The following is a 244-nucleotide window of genomic DNA, read 5'->3' as shown; positions in this document are numbered from 1 at the left end:
CCACGCACTTGAGCCCGGCGGCCCGGGCCCGGGCGTACACCTCGCGGAACGCCGACGGCGGGTTGCCGACCTCCGCCGAGTCGAGTCCGACACCGGCGATCCGGTGCAGATGGGGCCGGGCGCTCTCGAAGGTCTCCAGCGCGGACTCCGCGCTCTCGTCCCGCAGGAAGCACATGATGAGACGGGTGGTGATGCCGTACGTCTCCGGCGCGGTGTCCAGCGCGCGGCCCAGCCCGTTGATCAC

General features: G+C 72.5%; 1 pseudogene. It reads right to left on the bottom strand.

Annotation, left to right across the window (positions count from 1 at the left end):
* A pseudogene (locus tag ACSNOK_RS35780) lies at positions 1-244 on the bottom strand (adenosine deaminase); the annotation flags it as partial.

The organism is Streptomyces sp. URMC 126, assembly GCF_051386555.1.
In the GTDB taxonomy this organism is placed as follows: domain Bacteria; phylum Actinomycetota; class Actinomycetes; order Streptomycetales; family Streptomycetaceae; genus Streptomyces.
This window is presented reverse-complemented; position numbering and strand designations above follow the sequence as displayed.